Source organism: Flavobacterium soli DSM 19725 (assembly GCF_000422705.1).
Classification (GTDB): domain Bacteria; phylum Bacteroidota; class Bacteroidia; order Flavobacteriales; family Flavobacteriaceae; genus Flavobacterium; species Flavobacterium soli.
Genome location: NZ_AUGO01000007.1, coordinates 144,692 through 160,528 on the forward strand (window position 1 = coordinate 144,692; position 15,837 = coordinate 160,528).

16 protein-coding genes are annotated in these 15,837 nt (G+C 33.9%); 12 read left to right on the top strand and 4 right to left on the bottom strand.

Annotated features, from left to right (window positions below):
• Positions 1-42 precede the first annotated feature (42 nt).
• The 4 genes from G508_RS0109830 (at position 43) to G508_RS0109845 (ending at position 3,924) form a co-directional block, all read left to right on the top strand.
• Positions 43-435, top strand: coding sequence for a hypothetical protein (locus tag G508_RS0109830; protein WP_026705153.1), 393 nt, complete (start codon positions 43-45; stop codon positions 433-435).
• Between the two features lie 166 nt (positions 436-601).
• Entirely contained in the window at positions 602-1,039 is a 438-nt protein-coding gene (locus G508_RS0109835; protein WP_035694510.1) for a response regulator, read from the top strand.
• Positions 1,040-1,045: 6 nt separating this feature from the next.
• The gene (locus tag G508_RS19535) at positions 1,046-1,657 is read left to right on the top strand and encodes a biliverdin-producing heme oxygenase (RefSeq protein WP_051197540.1); all 612 of its coding nucleotides are present in this window, start codon (positions 1,046-1,048) and stop codon (positions 1,655-1,657) included.
• Positions 1,658-1,665: 8 nt separating this feature from the next.
• Positions 1,666-3,924: an ATP-binding protein gene (locus G508_RS0109845; protein ID WP_026705155.1), complete on the top strand. Its 2,259-nt coding sequence runs from the start codon at positions 1,666-1,668 to the stop codon at positions 3,922-3,924.
• Between the two features lie 17 nt (positions 3,925-3,941).
• On the opposite strand, the gene G508_RS0109850 is transcribed toward G508_RS0109845, so the two are convergent.
• Positions 3,942-4,673 (bottom strand): biotin--[acetyl-CoA-carboxylase] ligase, encoded by a 732-nt coding sequence (locus G508_RS0109850; RefSeq protein ID WP_026705156.1) that lies wholly within the window; start codon positions 4,671-4,673, stop codon positions 3,942-3,944.
• Between the two features lie 90 nt (positions 4,674-4,763).
• Here G508_RS0109850 and rsfS point away from each other — a divergent pair, with 90 nt between their 5' ends.
• From rsfS to G508_RS0109885, 7 genes are all read left to right on the top strand, one after another.
• Complete coding sequence (rsfS, locus tag G508_RS0109855) at positions 4,764-5,135, top strand: ribosome silencing factor (RefSeq protein ID WP_026705157.1); 372 nt, start codon at positions 4,764-4,766, stop codon at positions 5,133-5,135.
• A 2-nt stretch (positions 5,136-5,137) separates the two neighbouring features.
• Positions 5,138-7,072: an ATP-dependent zinc metalloprotease FtsH gene (gene ftsH, locus G508_RS0109860; RefSeq protein WP_026705158.1), complete on the top strand. Its 1,935-nt coding sequence runs from the start codon at positions 5,138-5,140 to the stop codon at positions 7,070-7,072.
• Positions 7,073-7,185: 113 nt separating this feature from the next.
• The gene (locus G508_RS0109865; protein WP_026705159.1) at positions 7,186-7,785 is read left to right on the top strand and encodes a lactate utilization protein B/C; all 600 of its coding nucleotides are present in this window, start codon (positions 7,186-7,188) and stop codon (positions 7,783-7,785) included.
• Position 7,786: 1 nt separating this feature from the next.
• Complete coding sequence (locus tag G508_RS0109870) at positions 7,787-8,620, top strand: phosphatidate cytidylyltransferase (protein WP_026705160.1); 834 nt, start codon at positions 7,787-7,789, stop codon at positions 8,618-8,620.
• Complete coding sequence (locus tag G508_RS0109875) at positions 8,604-9,263, top strand: phosphatidylserine decarboxylase family protein (protein WP_026705161.1); 660 nt, start codon at positions 8,604-8,606, stop codon at positions 9,261-9,263. The genes G508_RS0109870 and G508_RS0109875 overlap by 17 nt, the downstream gene beginning before the upstream one ends.
• Complete coding sequence (locus G508_RS0109880) at positions 9,264-9,533, top strand: acyl-CoA-binding protein (RefSeq protein WP_026705162.1); 270 nt, start codon at positions 9,264-9,266, stop codon at positions 9,531-9,533.
• A gap of 90 nt (positions 9,534-9,623) precedes the next feature.
• Positions 9,624-10,406 (top strand): superoxide dismutase, encoded by a 783-nt coding sequence (locus tag G508_RS0109885; RefSeq protein ID WP_084625956.1) that lies wholly within the window; start codon positions 9,624-9,626, stop codon positions 10,404-10,406.
• A gap of 115 nt (positions 10,407-10,521) precedes the next feature.
• Here the strand turns inward: G508_RS0109885 and G508_RS0109890 are convergent, their stop codons facing one another.
• Positions 10,522-13,185, bottom strand: a complete 2,664-nt coding sequence (locus G508_RS0109890; protein ID WP_026705164.1) for a valine--tRNA ligase — start codon at positions 13,183-13,185, stop codon at positions 10,522-10,524.
• A gap of 374 nt (positions 13,186-13,559) precedes the next feature.
• On the opposite strand from G508_RS0109890, the gene G508_RS0109895 reads away from it, so the two are divergent.
• A complete protein-coding gene (locus G508_RS0109895) occupies positions 13,560-13,997 on the top strand; it encodes a DUF1573 domain-containing protein (protein WP_026705165.1) in 438 nt (145 codons plus the stop codon).
• 52 nt (positions 13,998-14,049) lie between these two features.
• On the opposite strand, the gene G508_RS0109900 is transcribed toward G508_RS0109895, so the two are convergent.
• The gene (locus G508_RS0109900) at positions 14,050-14,937 is read right to left on the bottom strand and encodes an OmpA family protein (RefSeq protein ID WP_035694513.1); all 888 of its coding nucleotides are present in this window, start codon (positions 14,935-14,937) and stop codon (positions 14,050-14,052) included.
• 31 nt (positions 14,938-14,968) lie between these two features.
• Positions 14,969-15,763 (bottom strand): OmpA family protein, encoded by a 795-nt coding sequence (locus tag G508_RS19540; protein ID WP_026705167.1) that lies wholly within the window; start codon positions 15,761-15,763, stop codon positions 14,969-14,971.
• Positions 15,764-15,837 lie beyond the last annotated feature (74 nt).

Consider the following 15,837-nt stretch of genomic DNA (forward strand, 5'->3'; position numbering starts at 1 on the left):
TATCAATATAAATTACAACTTATTAACTCTTAACTAAATAAAATGAATTTAGAAAGTCCAAAAGTTAGCGTACCTAAATCAGATCAATACTTATTTGATGCTTTGTGTGACGTAAAGAATTTTGAAAAATTAATGCCTGATAGTATTGCAAAATTCGAAGTACTTGATGAGAATGCTTTTATTTTTGGATTAAAGGGAATGCCTGAAATCAAATTAAAAATGAAAGAAAAAGTAGCCCCATCAAAAGTGGTTTTGGGTGCTGCATCCGATAAATTGCCATTTACATTGACAGCAAATATTGACAGCCTTTCTGAAAATAATTCGGATGTGCAGCTTTTCTTTGAAGGTGAGTTTAATGCGATGATGGCGATGATGATTAAGGGACCAATTAGCAAATTTATTGAGACTTTGGCACAGAACATGCATAAGCTATAAAATCAAATTAAAAAATAATTATAGAAGCCTTCTAGCACACGCTGTAGGCTTTTTTTTATTACAATTAACTTTCAAAATGTTAGATTATAGAGGTTAGCTTCTTTTTAACAAAAAATAATTCTGTATTTTTTATATTTGTAAAAAAAGTGTTTTTAAAGAAGAAATTATGAGAAATGAGTTTACAATATTTTATACAGATGATGATGCAGAAGATTTAGAATTCTTTACAGAAGTCACAAATGCCATTGGAGATCATCTGAATTTAGTGACCCAAGATAATGGCAAAAAGTTACTACACGATTTAGAAAACCCTCCACCAAACCCTCACATTGTATTCTTAGATTTGAATATGCCTGGAATTAGTGGATTTGATGTGTTACAACAATTAAGAAGTTCTGATGATTTTAAAAATCTTCCAATTGTGATTTTTTCAACTTCAAGTGATGAGCGAGTTATTGCTAAAAGTCGTGAACTTGGAGCAAGTTACTATGTTTCTAAACCAACAGATTTTTCGCTTTTGAAGAAAACTATTCAACATGCTTTGAGTATCAATTGGGATACCTTCATACCAAGTAAGGAAAATTTTGTATACCTAAATAGCTAGTTTGGAATGAAAGTTGAAAATTTAAAAGCCGATACGTCGGCTTCGGTTATTTTTTTAGAAAATCTTAAAAATAAAACTTCCGTATCCCATAAAAATCTAGAATCTTTACCTATTTCAAGATCAATTGTAGACCCCAAAATCACTATTGAACAATATGGCTTATACTTGAGTTTGATGTATGATGTAGTTAAAAATTTGGAAGACACAATTTATCCAATAGTTTCCAATGCAATTCCAGACTTAGAAGAAAGAAAAAAATCACATCTCTTACTGAATGATTTGAAATCTACTCCAATAGAAAAAACAACTCATCATTTTCCTTTTGAAGATGCTATAAAAATTTCGATGCCTTTTGCAATGGGAATGGTCTATGTAGTTGAAGGCTCGACTTTAGGGGGAAGATTCATTTTAAAAAATGTTCAAGAAGCTTTTGATTTTAATGAAGATAAAGGAGCTTCCTATTTTGCTGGATACGGAAATAAAACGGGAAGTTCTTGGAAAAAATTCTTAAATTCGCTAACAGAATTTGAAGCAAAAACAAATTCTGAAGAAGAAATAATTGCTGGTGCAACCTATGCTTTTGAAGCCATTCATAAACATTTATCAAAAAAATTTTAGTGTAGTTTATGAAAATAAAAGATATTGTGAACCGCGATATTGTGAACCTCACCAATTGCGAATTCGAACCCATTCATATTCCTGGAAGCATACAGCCTCACGGTTTTTTGATTGGAATTGACTCTAATTCTTGGAAAATTGACTTTTGTAGTGGAAATATTTCGAACTTTATAGCTTTATCGCATCAAAATATTTTAGGAAAGGATTTTAAAACTGTTTTTGGAAAAAAACAAGAAATACAGGTTCAACACTATATTTCAAAGGATTTATTTCTTTCTTCTACTCCACTCCAATTGGACTTTATGGGGAAATTTTTCCTTTGTACGATTCACAAAAGCAATACAACCTATATCCTTGAAGCCGAACCATTTGTGGAAGCATCCAAAGAACTTGCCGATGTTTATTCCCAAACTTCGCAGTTTCTATCCTATATGAATGAAACACATACGCTTCAAGAATTGTGTGCCATGGTTGCCAGAGGAACCCGCGAAATAACAGGTTATGATCGTGTCATGATTTACCGTTTTGACAAGGATTATAATGGAGAAGTTTTTGCGGAAAGCGTTAAAGAAGATCTTGAGCCTTTTCTAGGCTTGCATTATCCTCACACCGATATTCCTGTTCAAGCCCGCCAATTGTATATGCAAAACCTGTTGCGATTGATTGTAGATATTGATTATATCCCAGTTCCTCTTTATACTGTTGATGACGGAAATACAACGAAAAATCTCGATTTAAGCCTTTCCATTTTGCGAAGTACCTCTCCAATCCATGTTCAATATCTGCAAAATATGGGAGTTGGAGCTACCTTGACGATTTCGTTGATTCATCAAAAAAAATTATGGGGATTAATTGCCTGTCATCATTATAGTCCTAAAAACTTGTCTCCAGAAATTCGATTGGCGGCTCAATTGCAAGGACATTTTATCACTTCACAAATCGATATTCGCCAATCCAATGAAGAATATGATGTGGCAAGAAAATCAAATCTTGCCCTTGAGAAAATGATTTCACTAAATCTTCAATCTAAAGAAAATTCTTTTCAAAAGATTATAGAAAATGAAGCTTTATTGGAAATTTGCAATGCTGCAGGAGTTGCCATCATTTTTAATGGAACTGTCTATAAAAATGGTGTAACACCAGACGAAAAGTACATCAACAAGCTCATTGGCTGGATCAATAATTTCACTAAAGAAGATTCGTTTTCAACTGATAAATTATCAGATTTTTTGCTAAATGCCGACGATTATTGCCAAGAAGCTTCTGGAATTATTTACCATTCCTTGAGCATCGACAACCATGACTGCATCATTTGGTTTCGACCTGAATCGTTGACGGAAATTAATTGGGCTGGAGATCCAAATAAAGCTATCATTAAAGATGTAAATGGCTTATATCCAAGAAATTCTTTCGAGCTTTACAAAGAAATTGTAAAATGTCAAAGTAAGATTTGGTTACAACCGGAATTGAATGCTGCTGCAAATTATGCACATACCCTTCAAAAGCAATTCAGCTTAGTTCTTATTAGCCAGGAAGAAGAAAAATACCGAAAATTGAGTGAACTTTTAAAAGAAACCAATTCTGAACTAGAAAATATCAATTGGATTAGCACACACGATTTGCAAGAACCGTTGCGAAAAATTCAAATGATTTCTTCACGTCTTTTAGGCAAGGAAGATGAAGTCTTCTCCGAAACTGTTATCAACTCCGTTCAACGAATGAACCATTCTGCAAAAAGAATGCAAACCTTGCTAATCGACATTCTAAAATATACTAGAATCCAGCACATTGATGACACTTTCGAATTGGTAAAACCCGAAAATATTCTAGCAGAAGTTTTATCAGATTTAAATGAACATATTAACGAACAAAAAGCCATTATAAACATCCATGAATTACCAGAAATTAACGGTATTCCTTTTTTAATGAAGCAGTTATTCTCAAATTTAATTCAAAATTCCTTAAAATATTCTTTCCAGGATAAGGCTCCTATAATCAATATTCGAACATTGGGAATACAAGAAATAAATGAATTGCCATTTCAAGTACTAGAATTTGCTGACAATGGAATAGGTTTCGAACAAGAATTTGCCGAAAACATTTTTAATATTTTCAGTAGATTACACAATCAAGAAAAATATAAAGGTTCTGGAGTTGGTTTGGCTTTATGTAAAAAAATAATGCAAGTTCACAAGGGTCTAATTTTGGCAGAAGGAATTTCAAATGAAGGAGCTATTTTTAGATTATATTTCCCTTTAAATTCATAAACAAGTATACTTTAAATTTAATACAACATTTGGATTTCTTTTATCCCATAGGTCTTTATGCTATCATCTTCCAGTAACAATTCCAGTTGTCCCGTTTTGGAAACGCCCTGTATAATTCCCATAAAACGTTGCTTTTGTTGATTTTCAAAAGCCATTGGCAATCCTCTTTTAAAAAGTAAATGAGTGTAGCTTTGCCAAATTTCGGATGCTTTACCTTCCGAAAGCTTAACCATGTTTTGTTCTATATTTTCCACAATTTCTAAAAGCAATATTTCTTTTTCGAAAGAACGCTTAGCCATAAGCGAAAGCGAAGAAGCTTTTGGCAATCCGTCAAAATTGTCTTGATTTACATTTAGTCCAATTCCGATGATTGAATCGATTTGATTCGAACCTTTTATACTATTTTCGATAAGTATGCCACCAACTTTCTTATTGTCTGACATTATGTCGTTAGGCCATTTTATACTTAACTTCGGAATATTATATTTTTCTAGGACTGAAATAATAGCTGTTGCAACAGCGGTATTGAGATCATAAATTTGCTCTATATTAAAATTAAAATCCTTAACCAAGATACTCATAGTAAGATTTTTACCTTTTTCAGATACCCATACAGACCCCATTTGGCCTTTGCCCTTTGTTTGATCTTCAGTAGTAACAACCGTGAAGTTTTCGGGATCATTATGGGTCAATAAGTTCCTTAGGAAATCATTTGTAGAATCTATGGCATCGAGTTTGATTAATTTCATAGGAAAAATGTATGTGAGGGATTTAATCTTATGTTAAGGTTCAAAAATAATCACAAAAAATGGTAACTTTGCAAAAATAGAAAATTTTAAATGACGAAAAAGACTATAAATAATGATGTTTTACTTTCAAACATCATCAAAGGAATAGAAGAAGTTAAAGGAAACGACATTGATATCCTTGATTTAAGAGAAATTGACAATTCAGCTTGTGATTATTTTATCATTTGTAACGGAAACTCTAACACTCAAGTTAGTGCGATTGTCAACTCGGTTCAAAAAACAGTTTCAAAAGAATTAAAAGACAAGCCTTGGCATGTTGAAGGTATGGAAAATGCCGAGTGGGTTTTGATGGATTATGTGAACATTGTGGTTCATGTTTTTCAAAAGCACATTCGCGAATACTACAATATTGAAAGTCTTTGGGGTGATGCTAAAATCACAACCATCCAAAACAAATATTAAAAATGGCTAAAGAAAACAACCCAAACCCTAATAAATTCAAAATAGGTCCTTGGTTAATTCCAGGTGCACTTATTGCTTTTTTTATCATTTTCACCATATTCAGCGGTGATGGGGGTTTTGAAAAACCTCAAGAAATATCCTCTTCAAAATTCAATGCTTTTTTAGAAAAGGGCGAAATCCAAAAAGTAATCATCTACAATAAAGTAGAAGCCGAAGCCTTTTTGACAGAAGCCGCTCTAAAAGAAAAGGCACATGAAAAAGTTTCAAAAAACATGTTGGATCAACCAAATAAAGGTCCACACTACACCTTTGATATTGGAGATATTGAATCTTTTCAAAAGAAGCTTGAAACTGCTGTAGCACAAAAAAAATTAGTTGATTTCCAATTTACCCAAAGAGGCAATTGGAGTGAAATTTTTGTTAGCTTGTTGCCTATTTTGATTATTGTAGTAATCTGGATTTTCATCATGCGAAGAATGTCTGGTGCTGGTGGAGGAGCTGGTGCTGGTGGACAAATTTTCAACATCGGAAAATCTAAAGCTAAACTTTTTGACGAAAAAAATGATATAAAAATCACATTTAAAGACGTTGCCGGCCTTGAAGGTGCAAAAGAGGAAATCCAAGAAATCGTTGAGTTCCTGAAAAATCCAGAAAAATACACCAATCTTGGAGGTAAAATTCCAAAAGGTGCTTTGTTAGTGGGTCCTCCCGGAACTGGTAAAACCTTGTTAGCGAAAGCTGTTGCTGGTGAAGCAAAGGTTCCGTTTTTCTCTTTATCAGGTTCAGATTTCGTAGAAATGTTTGTTGGAGTTGGTGCTTCACGTGTTCGAGATTTATTCAAACAAGCTAAAGAAAAATCTCCAGCTATCATTTTTATTGATGAAATTGATGCCGTTGGTAGAGCTCGTGGAAAAAACAATATGTCGGGCGGAAACGATGAACGTGAAAACACTCTAAACCAATTGCTTACTGAAATGGATGGTTTTGGAACCAATTCAAATGTAATTGTTTTGGCTGCAACGAACAGGGCAGACGTTTTAGATAAAGCCTTGATGAGAGCGGGCCGTTTTGACCGACAGATTTTTGTGGATCTTCCGGACATTCGTGAAAGAAAAGAAATATTTGAAGTGCATTTGGCTCCTTTGAAAAAAGTGGAAGCTTTGGATACCGACTTTTTAGCAAAGCAAACTCCAGGATTTTCTGGAGCTGATATTGCCAATGTATGTAATGAAGCCGCTTTAATTGCTGCTAGAAAAGATAAAAAAGCAGTAGACAAACAAGATTTTCTTGATGCCGTTGACAGAATTGTTGGCGGTCTGGAAAAGAAAAATAAAATTGTGACTCCAGAAGAGAAAAAAGCAATTGCGATTCACGAAGCGGGTCATGCCACTGTTAGTTGGATGCTCGAACATGCTGCTCCATTGGTAAAAGTAACTATCGTTCCTAGAGGTCAAAGTTTAGGTGCCGCTTGGTATTTACCAGAAGAAAGGCTTATAGTTCGCCCTGATCAAATGCTGGATGAAATGTGTGCCACTATGGGAGGAAGAGCTGCTGAAAAAGTAACTTTCAACCGCATTTCGACTGGTGCTTTGAGTGATTTGGAAAAAGTAACCAAACAAGCTCGTGCAATGGTTACAATTTATGGTTTGAATGACAAAATAGGAAATGTTACCTATTATGATTCTACTGGTCAAAGTGAATATAATTTCTCAAAACCTTATTCAGAAGAAACGGCAATGGTAATCGATAAAGAAATTTCTGCATTGATAGAAAGTCAATATCAGAGAGCCATTCAAATTTTGGAAGAAAACAAAGATAAGCTAAATGAATTGGCAGCTATTTTGATAGAAAAGGAAGTGATTTTCAAGGATGACTTGGAAAATATCTTCGGAAAACGAAATTTCGATCCAAATTTGCAGGAAGAAATCAGTCTTTAATAGCTATTTGCACCTTTTTTTAGAAAAATCTTAATTCAATAAATATTTTGAATTAAGATTTTTTTATCTTTGAACGTTCCCAAGTCACAAATCACGTAGTTGAATATTTTTATATGAGTCTTTTTAAGAAATTTTTTGGTTCTGGTAATGATTCTTCAGATGAAGAAAAAGACAGCGACTACAATCCTTTTTCGTTAGATAACACGCCTATCGATGAATTGTTTACCTTGAATTTTAAAAAAAATGGAGGTAAATTCTTGTATTGTGAAAATATCGGTGAAGTAAAAACGCATTTTGAAGATATATTAGAAGAAAATGACTGGTTCGAAAGTGATGCAGTTTGTTATGAGCCAAAGCTTTTTAGCATGCTTGAAGAAAACAAACTAAATTACATCAAACCAGAAAACCCTAAATTTCTTTTAGCGAGTTGCGAGAATTTAATTGCTGATGAAGGTTCTATTCTATTTTCATCGAACCAAATTAAACAAAATAAGCCTCTTGAATTGCCTGCTAACATTATCATTATGGCAACTACAAGTCAAATTATTGCCAATAAAAGTGATGGTTTGAGAGAAATCAAGAAACGCTACGAAACCAATTACCCAACAAATATTACTACTATTAAATATTTTGAAAAAGCAAAAGAAGAAGATTTCCTCCATTATGGAAGTGTCGCCAAAAACCTTTATTTATTGCTTTTAGAAGATCTTTAAGATGAATGAAACACTAAAGAGATCGATTTCTGGTGCTATATACATTGTTTTATTAATAGCTTCAATCCTTTATTCTACTGAAAGTTTTTTTATTCTTTTTGGTGTTTTTCTCATTATTGCTGTTTATGAATTTTGTGAATTAGTTCATCTTCACAAGATTTTTCCAATTTTTATTGCTGCTTTGTCTTATGGAAGTATTGCTTATTTGTCTATCAATAAAATTAGATTAAGCAACAATTTTGATCTTACCTTACTTCTTGCAACACTTGTTATCTCTATAAAATGTATCATTTTTTTATTTAGTGAGAAAAAAGAAAAAATCGATGCAGTTTCAAAATATGTCTTTCTAATTGGATACATCATCTTGCCTTTCATCATTTTGACCAAAATTCCTTTTGGAATAAAAGGATACAATCCGAAAATTATTATCGGAATCTTTATTTTGATATGGACAAATGATACCTTTGCTTATATCGTTGGAAAATCAATCGGGAAACATAAATTATTCGAAAGAATTTCTCCCAAAAAAACAATAGAAGGCTTTCTGGGAGGTATTATTTTTGCCATCATTGCAAGTTTTTTAATTTCGAAATATTATATCGAAGGTGGAAAAGTTGCTCAGAATATTTGGATTGGATTTGCCGTAATCGTTGGTATTTTTGGCACAATTGGCGATTTAATTGAATCCAAATTTAAAAGAATTGCTGGAGTAAAAGACAGCGGAAAAATAATGCCAGGCCACGGAGGCATTTTAGATCGATTAGATAGTGTTATATTTGTAGCACCCTTTATATTTTTATTTTATCAAATTTTAAACTATGTTACATTTTCATAAAGAAGGAGCAAAAACGATTTTAGGAGCTTGTTTGCTAACAGTTGCAATTGTGTTTGCCGCTGATTATTTTTTAAAAGAGAACTTTTGGTTATTAAAAACCATACAAATTGTAGCATTAGTTTTCTTGGTAATCATTCTACAATTTTTTAGAAACCCAAACAGAAGCATCCGACCAGAAGACAAAACTTTGGTAGCACCAGTTGATGGAAAAGTGGTCGTAATCGAAGAAGTGTTTGAAAGCGAATACTTCAAAGACAAGCGTTTGCAGGTTTCGATTTTTATGTCGCCAATAAATGTTCACGTAACGAGATATGCCGCAAGCGGAAAAATTAATTTCAGCAAATACCATCCAGGAAAGTTCCTTGTTGCTTGGCATCCAAAAGCAAGCGAGGAAAACGAAAGAACAACAATTGTAATCGAAACCAAAGAATTCGGTGAAATTTTGTACCGTCAAATTGCTGGTGCTCTTGCAAAAAGAATTATAAACTATGCCGTTGAAGGAACTCAGGTAATTCAAGGAGATGATGCAGGATTTATCAAGTTTGGTTCAAGAGTAGATTTATTTTTACCATTGGGAACTGAATTGAATGTAAAGTTGAATGATGTTGTAAAAGGAAACAAGACCATAATTGCTCAGAAATAAATGTCCGAGAAAGATTTAGAAACTCGTTTTCAAGAAGCTGTAGAAATTGCTTCACAGATGACACAAGCATCTTTACCCCAAGATGTGCAGTTGCGTCTTTATGCCTATTACAAACAATCTACCTCAGGTGTGATTACCAATAATCAGCCTAATAATTTTGACTTAAGAAATGCGTTTAAAACAAATGCATGGATGCAAATCAGTCATCTTTCTGCTGATGAAGCCAAGGAAATGTATATTGAAATTATAAATTCCCTAGTTCAGAAATAGTTTATAAACGTCTAAAACGTTAATGATTATTAAAATTTACTCGCTGTTTTCAATTTAGCAGTATCTTTATACAACACTAATTTTTTTAATATGAAAAAGACAGTTTACTTTATTTCAAGCCTCGTTTTGGCAATTTCACTACAATCTTGCAATGACAAAAAACTTCAGGAAGTTGAAGTTCCGCTTCCAGAAAAAGAAGTTACAAACGCTCCAATGGGAAATCCAGCGGATGTCATTGCCGATGAAGGAACTTTTAAAATGATTCCGCTTCCTTATGCTTATGATGCTTTGGCTCCTTATATAGATGCCAAAACAATGGAAATTCACTTTTCAAAACATCATCTAGGATATACTAACAATCTTAACAAGGCGATTGCTGGAACTGAACTTGAAAAATTGACCATCGAAGAAATTTTAAACAAATTAGATTTAGAAAATAAAGCAGTAAGAAATAATGCCGGTGGGTATTACAACCATAATTTCTTTTGGACGGTCATGGGACCAAATGGTGGTGGCGAACCAACTGGAGCTTTGGCAGATGCCATCAAAAAAGACTTCGGTTCTTTTGCTGATTTCAAAAAACAATTTACAGAAGTAGCAACAAAGCAATTTGGTTCAGGATGGGCTTGGCTTTTGGTTGATAAAACAGGAAAGTTATCAGTAGCAAGTACTGCAAATCAAGATAACCCTTTAATGCCAAATATTGGTGTAACAGGAACTCCTGTTTTAGCATTGGACGTTTGGGAACATGCTTATTATTTGAACTATCAAAACAAAAGAGCCGATTATATCGATGCTTTTTTTAGTGTAATTAATTGGAAAGCGGTTGCTAAAAAATTCGATGCTGCAGCTCCAAAAGTAGTAGCTCAATAAAATACTTCAAAATATGATTATCAAATGCTCCTTTTTCAAGGGGCATTTTTTATTGAATAACATCCATAATAGAAAAGTCCCAATTTGGGACTTTTCTATTATGCGAAAATAAATCTTATTTCAAACTTGCCAAACTTTGCTCGATTGTAGCGATTTTAGATAAAGCATCGGCTTCTTTTTTACGTTCGTTTTCAATGATTTCAGCTTTTGCATTGGCTACAAATTTCTCGTTTGAAAGTTTTACTTGTACTGATTTCAAAAATCCTTTGATGTAATTCAATTCTTCTGTCAATTTTGCAATTTCTTCATCAACATTAATATTTCCTGATATCGGAATAAAATATTCATTAGATTTAACACGGAAAGACAAAGCCGAATCTACTTTTTCTGAAACATATTCAAAAGAAGTAATGTTTCCTAATTTAGTGACAACCGAATCAAAATAAGTTGAAAACTTATCGTTGTTGATGGCTTTCAATTCTATCGAATCTTTGAATGGAATGTTTTTGTCTTTTCGGATCGATCTAATTCCAGAAATCACTTCAATCGTAGTTTCAAAATCAGCAATCAATTCCGCATTGAATGGTTTAGCTTCTGGCCATGTTGAAATTATCAAGGCTTCCTCTGCACTTCTTTCTTTGATTAAATGCCAAATTTCTTCTGTCAAGAACGGCATAAACGGATGCAACAACTTCATGTTATTTTCTAGCATTTCTATCGCTTTCACAAAAGTAATACTGTCGATTGGTTGTTGGTAAGCCGGTTTAATCATTTCCAAGAACCACGAACAGAAATCGTCCCAAACCAATTTATAAATTCCCATCAAAGCATCAGAAATTCTGTATTTGTCGAAATTATCTTCGATTTCTGCCAACGTCTGGTTTAGTTTTGCTTCGTACCATTCGATGGCCACTTTAGAAGATTCTGGTTGTGGAATTGAATCTGAAACTTCCCATCCTTTGATCAACTTGAAGGCATTCCAAATTTTGTTTGAAAAAGCTTTTCCTTGATTGCAAAGTTCCTCATCAAACATAATATCATTTCCTGCAGAAGCACTCAAAAGCAATCCTACACGAACACCATCAGCCCCAAATTTTTCAATCAAGCCAAGCGGATCTGGCGAATTTCCTAATGATTTTGACATTTTTCTTCTTTGCTTGTCGCGAACCAAACCAGTCAAATATACATTGTTGAAAGGTTTTTCACCTGTATATTCATAACCTGCAATAATCATTCTAGCTACCCAGAAAAATAGAATATCCGGACCTGTAACCAAGTCGTTTGTTGGATAATAATATTTGAAGTCTTTATTTTCTGGATCTAAAATACCTCCGAAAACTGCCATTGGCCAAAGCCATGATGAGAACCAAGTGTCCAAGGCATCGGCATCTTGCTTTAAATCTTTTGTTTCAAGTTTAAAGTTTGAAGTTTTTTCCTGTGCTAATCTTAAAGCATCTCCAATGTTTTCGGCAACTACAAAATCTTCTTTTCCATCGCCATAATAATAGGCTGGAATTTGCTGACCCCACCAAAGTTGACGCGAAATATTCCAATCGCGAATGTTTTCCAACCAATGACGGTAGGTATTGTCAAATTTCTTAGGATATAATTTAATCTCTTCTGTTTCTAAAACTGCTTTGATGGCAGGTTTTACCAATTCTTCCATTTTCAGGAACCATTGGTCGGACAAGCGTGGCTCGATAACCGCCTTTGTTCTTTCAGAAGTTCCTACTTTGTTTAAGTGGATCTCTGTTTTAGCCAAACTTCCGTTTGCTTCAAGCTCTTTAGCGATTTCTTCACGAACTACAAAACGGTCTTTCCCTTGGTAATGCAATCCGAAGGAATTCAAGCTTGCATCGTCGTTGAAAATATCAATAACTTCAAGATTATGCTTGTCTCCTAAAGCCTTATCGTTTACGTCGTGAGCTGGAGTAACTTTCAAGCAACCTGTTCCAAATTCGATGTCAACATATTCGTCCTCAATGATTGGAATTACTCTTCCTGCAATAGGAACGATTGCTTTTTTACCTTTTAAATGTGTAAAACGCTCGTCGTTTGGATTGATGCAAATGGCAGTATCTCCGAAAATGGTTTCTGGACGCGTTGTTGCAATTAAAAGGTGTTGGGTGTTGGGTGTTGGGTGTTGGGTTTTACCATCTTCGTCAACAATTTCATATTTGATAAAATATAATTTTCCTTGTTGTTCTTCGTAGTTTACTTCTTCGTCTGATAAAGTTGTTTTCGCTTCTGGATCCCAGTTTACCATTCGGTAGCCACGGTAAATCATTCCTTTGTTGTATAAATCAACGAAGGATTTGATTACAGATGCTGACATATCTGGATCCATTGTGAATTTTGTTCGGTCCCAATCGCAAGAGCAACCCAATTGTTTTAGTTGTTCCAAGATGGTTCCACCGTATTTATCGGTCCATTCCCAAGCGTGTTTCAAGAATTCCTCACGTGACAAATCGTTCTTGTTGATACCTTCTTTTTTAAGCTTGTCCACCACTTTTGCTTCGGTTGCAATAGAAGCATGATCGGTTCCGGGAACCCAGCAAGCATTGAATCCTTTTAGTCGTGCACGACGAATTAGAACATCCTGAATGGTGTTGTTGAGCATGTGCCCCATGTGCAAAACTCCCGTCACGTTTGGCGGTGGAATTACAATGGTATAGGGTGTTCTATGGTCGGGTTCTGAGTGAAAATAATTGTTTTTCATCCAGTAGTCGTACCATTTTTGCTCGATGGCTTTGGCGTCGAATTGTGATGGAATTGTCATATTTTGTTTATTCGTTGATTCATTATTTATATTTTTCTTTTTAACCACCCCTTTCAGGCACCCTTCCAGAGGAGGGGAATTTGAGAATCTTATGTTTTGATTCCTCGGGAAAATGGTTGATTCTCTAGCCCTGATGGCTGCAAAATATCCTTTTGTTCTGGGGTTCAGAACAAAAGATATTTGCATCCAGCAGGAACATGGATTGCCGAAAAAGCCCAAGCGATTCGCTCCTAATAATAGAAATTAAACTTTTGGTACTCTTTTTGTAATGGATACAAAAGTAAAGAATTAACGGAGTATAAAAAATTAACTTCAATAATTTGTACTTTAATTAAAAGGAATTAAATTTACATACCTGAATTAAAAATTTTACAATGAAAAAATTATTACTTTTATTAGCTTTTGTTGGTGTTAGTGCGACTGGACTGGCACAAAATGGGGCTAAAATTGAGTTTACAGCCAAGGATAACACAATTGATTATGGAACCGTTTCGAAGGAATCTGACAATGGCTTGAGGAGTTTTGAGTTTAAAAATACAGGAAATGCTCCTTTGATTATTACGAATGTGCAGTCTACTTGCGGTTGTACGGTTCCGTCTTTTCCGAAAGAGCCTATTTTGCCTGGGAAAACGGGAAAAATTGATGTGAAGTATAATATGAATCCTGGTGCGATTCGAAAAACGATTACAGTCGAATCGAATGCTGTGAATTATGAGGGTGGAAAAGTGCCTTTGAAAATTAAGGGTGAAGTGATTGTAAAGAAGGAGACCAATCCGCTGGAGAAGAAAAAATCGATTATGGAGAAGAGCTAAATTTAGCTTTTAACAAGTATAGAAACTGTCAGAAATGGCAGTTTTTTTTTGCTTAATTTTCAACTATTAAGATTTCGACTCTTCTATTTGCTGCACGTTCTTCTTCGTTTTTTTCTGGTAATGGATGAATGGGTTGTGTGCTGCCAAAGCCTTTGAAAGTGACTCTGGTTTTTTCTATCCCTTGACCTACAAGGAAATTCTTGATAGCTTTTGCTCTTTCTTCAGAAAGCTTGCCTTTGTTAGATGGATTGCAACAAATATGACCTTGAATTTCGATTTTCAAGGTTGGATTGTTTTGCATTACTAATAATAACTCATATAATTTTCCTCTTGATTCATTGACAATTGCAAAGGTATTGAACTGGAAATTCAGATTTTCAATTTTTAATTTTTCGCCTGCTTTTGATTCGTTTACTTGCTTCATAAAGTCAACATCAAGCTTATATTCGGATGTGGTTCCATTTGGATTACTGATGGAAATTTTATCGGGATAATTGACAACTGGCTTTGGTTTTACTTCAGCTATTTCTGGTTTTTTGATGCCTAAAATTTCATCTTCACGGGCTAAATCTTTTTGAAGGATATAATAAATAGTTACCTTCCTATTTTGTGATTTATCATCGGATTGATTGTGCAATTCTCCAAAACTACGGGTTTTGAAATCTTCACGGATTTTTACCTTATCAGCAATCTCGTTAAATATAAAATTGACACGCTTTTTTGCCAAAGTATCATTGAAACCTATACTTCCATCTTCATCTGTATAGCCATTTATAGCTACAATTTTCACTTCCTTGTTGGCTTCCATCCAATCCTTTAATTTGGTGATCTCGGCTTTTTGCAATTCGAATTTATTGCTTTCGAAGAATACAGAAAATTTTTCCTGCGAAAATCCAGAAAGTGCTAATAAAAAAAATAATATAGATACGTATTTTGTCATTTGAAAATATTCGTTTTCACGAAAGTAAGTATTATTTACTGATTACCATAATTTCTACCCTTCTATTGGCATCTCGCTCTGCTTCACTTTTTTCTGGCAAGGGATAAATTGGTTTTGCACTTCCGAAGCTTTTAAAGGCTAGTCGGTTTTTGTTGATTCCGTTTTTGATCAGGAAATTATAGACCATTTTGGCTCTTAATAATGCAATTTGATGTGTATCATCAATCATACAACAAATATGACCATGAATTTCTATTTTGAGTGTTTCGTTGGTTTTCATTATTTGCAACAAATCTTCCAAGATTGGTCGGGATTCTACCCTAACAATATCACTGTGGTTATAAAAATTTAGGTTTTCCAGTTTCAGCTTCTCTCCTACTTTTGATTGTGTAATTTGCTTTTGGAGTTTTGATTCCACTATTGGCAATTCCTTTATTGTTTCTTCCTTTTGAACAACAATTTTAGTATAGTAAACAATTACTTTTCGATTCTCAGCTTGTACTTCAGATTGTTTAAAGTTTTCGCCAAAACCAATTATTTCAGGATTGTTCATATTCAAATGCTGTGACTGCAAAATTTTCAAAACTGAATTTGTCCTTCTCAAAGATAACTCTTTGTTATATTCATCAGTATCTACAAAATCGCAATAGCCTTCTATTTTAGTAACCTCGATTGAGTCATTGGCTTTAAGCCAATTGTTTAATTTTTCGATAGATTTTTCATTTGGAACGTCTCTATCAAATTCAAAAAATAATTCTAGTTTTTCTTGAGCAGATAATAGGTTTGCAAATAAAAGCAATAGTAGGGTTGCGTATTTTCGTTTCATTCGATAATTTTTATTTTAAACGGCGAGTTTAGAGTATTATTATATAAAAAAACACCTGCAAATATAAACTTACA

Coding starts and splice junctions, on each gene's coding strand:
- G508_RS0109830 (WP_026705153.1), top strand. CDS start 43: ATGAATTTAGAAAGTCCAAAAGTTAGCGTACCTAAATCAGATCAATAC.
- G508_RS19540 (WP_026705167.1), bottom strand. CDS start 15,763: ATGAAACGAAAATACGCAACCCTACTATTGCTTTTATTTGCAAACCTA.
- G508_RS0109885 (WP_084625956.1), top strand. CDS start 9,624: ATGAAAAAGACAGTTTACTTTATTTCAAGCCTCGTTTTGGCAATTTCA.
- G508_RS0109900 (WP_035694513.1), bottom strand. CDS start 14,937: ATGACAAAATACGTATCTATATTATTTTTTTTATTAGCACTTTCTGGA.
- G508_RS19535 (WP_051197540.1), top strand. CDS start 1,046: ATGAAAGTTGAAAATTTAAAAGCCGATACGTCGGCTTCGGTTATTTTT.
- G508_RS0109870 (WP_026705160.1), top strand. CDS start 7,787: ATGAATGAAACACTAAAGAGATCGATTTCTGGTGCTATATACATTGTT.
- G508_RS0109890 (WP_026705164.1), bottom strand. CDS start 13,185: ATGACAATTCCATCACAATTCGACGCCAAAGCCATCGAGCAAAAATGG.
- G508_RS0109845 (WP_026705155.1), top strand. CDS start 1,666: ATGAAAATAAAAGATATTGTGAACCGCGATATTGTGAACCTCACCAAT.
- G508_RS0109875 (WP_026705161.1), top strand. CDS start 8,604: ATGTTACATTTTCATAAAGAAGGAGCAAAAACGATTTTAGGAGCTTGT.
- rsfS (WP_026705157.1), top strand. CDS start 4,764: ATGACGAAAAAGACTATAAATAATGATGTTTTACTTTCAAACATCATC.
- G508_RS0109895 (WP_026705165.1), top strand. CDS start 13,560: ATGAAAAAATTATTACTTTTATTAGCTTTTGTTGGTGTTAGTGCGACT.
- ftsH (WP_026705158.1), top strand. CDS start 5,138: ATGGCTAAAGAAAACAACCCAAACCCTAATAAATTCAAAATAGGTCCT.
- G508_RS0109865 (WP_026705159.1), top strand. CDS start 7,186: ATGAGTCTTTTTAAGAAATTTTTTGGTTCTGGTAATGATTCTTCAGAT.
- G508_RS0109850 (WP_026705156.1), bottom strand. CDS start 4,673: ATGAAATTAATCAAACTCGATGCCATAGATTCTACAAATGATTTCCTA.
- G508_RS0109835 (WP_035694510.1), top strand. CDS start 602: ATGAGAAATGAGTTTACAATATTTTATACAGATGATGATGCAGAAGAT.
- G508_RS0109880 (WP_026705162.1), top strand. CDS start 9,264: ATGTCCGAGAAAGATTTAGAAACTCGTTTTCAAGAAGCTGTAGAAATT.